The organism is Spiroplasma sp. ald (assembly GCF_044714355.1).
Lineage (GTDB): Bacteria > Bacillota_I > Bacilli_A > Mycoplasmatales > Mycoplasmataceae > Spiroplasma > Spiroplasma phoeniceum.
Genome location: NZ_RXFY01000145.1, coordinates 1 through 2001, shown reverse-complemented (window position 1 = coordinate 2001; position 2001 = coordinate 1). Strand labels below are relative to the sequence as shown.

At 27.0% G+C, this 2001-nt stretch carries 5 protein-coding genes; all 5 read right to left on the bottom strand.

Features of this window, described 5'->3' with window-relative positions:
• Positions 1-96: 96 nt before the first annotated feature.
• Positions 97-366, bottom strand: a complete 270-nt coding sequence (locus tag EHU54_RS05675; RefSeq protein ID WP_400249424.1) for a hypothetical protein — start codon at positions 364-366, stop codon at positions 97-99.
• Entirely contained in the window at positions 342-539 is a 198-nt protein-coding gene (locus EHU54_RS05670; RefSeq protein ID WP_400249423.1) for a hypothetical protein, read from the bottom strand. The genes EHU54_RS05675 and EHU54_RS05670 overlap by 25 nt, the downstream gene beginning before the upstream one ends.
• A 1-nt stretch (position 540) precedes the next feature.
• A complete protein-coding gene (locus tag EHU54_RS05665; protein WP_400249422.1) occupies positions 541-852 on the bottom strand; it encodes a cytidine deaminase in 312 nt (103 codons plus the stop codon).
• A 100-nt stretch (positions 853-952) separates the two neighbouring features.
• A complete protein-coding gene (locus tag EHU54_RS05660) occupies positions 953-1381 on the bottom strand; it encodes a diacylglycerol kinase family protein (RefSeq protein ID WP_400249421.1) in 429 nt (142 codons plus the stop codon).
• Positions 1382-1407: 26 nt separating this feature from the next.
• The gene (gene ybeY / locus EHU54_RS05655; RefSeq protein WP_400249419.1) at positions 1408-1884 is read right to left on the bottom strand and encodes an rRNA maturation RNase YbeY; all 477 of its coding nucleotides are present in this window, start codon (positions 1882-1884) and stop codon (positions 1408-1410) included.
• Positions 1885-2001 lie beyond the last annotated feature (117 nt).

Genomic DNA, 2001 nt, shown 5'->3' with positions numbered 1-2001 from the left:
TTAGATTCCTATAATTTCTATTTTAAATATATTTTATAGGAATTTTAAAATAACTAGGTTATGCAAGAAGTCTATTATAACCTAATCGAAGATAAATTAAACCAAAAAAATTGCACGGAATTTATGTGAATTTAATCCGTGAACAACAATAACTCATTTTTTATTGTTGTCATTTTTTACTCATGAACGAATTGAAACTCCTTTTAACATCACATCTTCATAACCAGGAATATCATATTCCTGAATATCTCATTTTTGTGCTAATTCATCAGAAGTTAATGCCATTGTTTCAAGATGCAAACGCTTGGTTAAACCCATAATATACTTTTTACAATATGCTTCTAAATCATTATCAGTTTTTTTCATCAAGTATGATGAGTTAATAAAAACCGTTTGTCATGAAAAGCATAAAAGATTTTAATATAAATAGCATTATTATGCATATATTCTTGTAATTGATCATCAGGAACAAGACGATAACTATGGTCAGTAACAAAATCTTGTTGAAAATCTTCCTCATCTTTATGTTTCTTGACCATCCTACTGTAAATCCTCCTTCGTGAAGCCATATGGTAGTAAATCTTTAATTGTTAAAACATATGATTCACCTTTTTGATTATAAATTTCAATTGGAATTCGATGATCAACTAATTCTCATAAAAATTGCCGGCATATTCCACAAGGAGAACCTGGTTGTTTACTGTCAGTATATAAGTAAAATTTTATACTATCTGTTTTACGATAACCTAACGCATAAACCTGAGCTAAAGCTGTCCGTTCTGCGCAAATCGTAGCAGCATATGCTGCATTTTCAACATTAACACCAATAACTTCTGTACCATCTTTTAACAAACAAATTGCACTAACACGAAAATTTGAATATGGTGCATAAGCTTTTTACTTAATAATTTTAACTTTTCAAAATAAGTTGGCATTTCATTAACTCCCCTTTTTAACTAATGTGTAAATATAACTTAATAACATCCACCAACGGTGGTAACATTATTAATAATCCAATTGCAATTGCCAAAATAGAATTAATTAATGTTGCCGCGGCACAAATATCTTTAATTTTTTTTGCTTTAATATTATATTCAAATGATAATAAATCAACAAAATTTTCAACTATTGTATTAATTAACTCAAAACCAATGACAATTCCAATGGTTAATAATAAAATTGCTCATTGAACATATCCAAACTGGTTAGGAACCATTTTTTGCAATCAAATTCCTAGACCAATAACAATCAATGACACAATAAAATGAATAATTAAACTTGATTCTTCTTTAATTGCTGTATAAATTCCACGAAAAGCATTTGAAAATTTATTCCGTAATTTAAAAAATATTTTTTTCTTGACTGGTGACTCTTTTGCCATTATGTATCCTTTTCTTCTTTCTGTTTTTATTTTATTGGAATTCGGTTAATTTGTAAATCATTTAATACTTTTCGTTGTAAATTAAACATTTTTTCTTCATCAGTCGGAGTTTGATGATCATAACCTAAAATATGTAACATACCATGAGTAAATAAAAAAGCAAATTCACGACGAAGAGAATGGTTATATTCAGCAGCTTGAGCAAGAGCTTTTTCATAGCAAATAAAAATATCCCCTAAACTTCGCAGTCCGGTTAATTGAAATAAATCAATCTTATTTTCTTCTTCTAAAGCAAAGGTAATAACATCAGCAACATAATCTTTGTTACAATATTTTCGATTAAGTTCTAATTGTTCTTGTGCATCAACAATAATTAATGATAATTCTAATGGCTCAGTTATTGCTAATAAAGTTTTAATTTTTTTGAAAATTGCATTAAAATCACCTTGATATGGTTTAATATCAAACTTTGTTTCATTATAAATCACAAAATCATCTTTCATTATCTCACCAGACCCTTCTCTTTTTTTATTATAACAAATTAAATCATTAGACTTCTTGCATAACCTATTAAAATAATTGTAAATATTTTTAAAAAGATACTAATAGCAAATTATAAT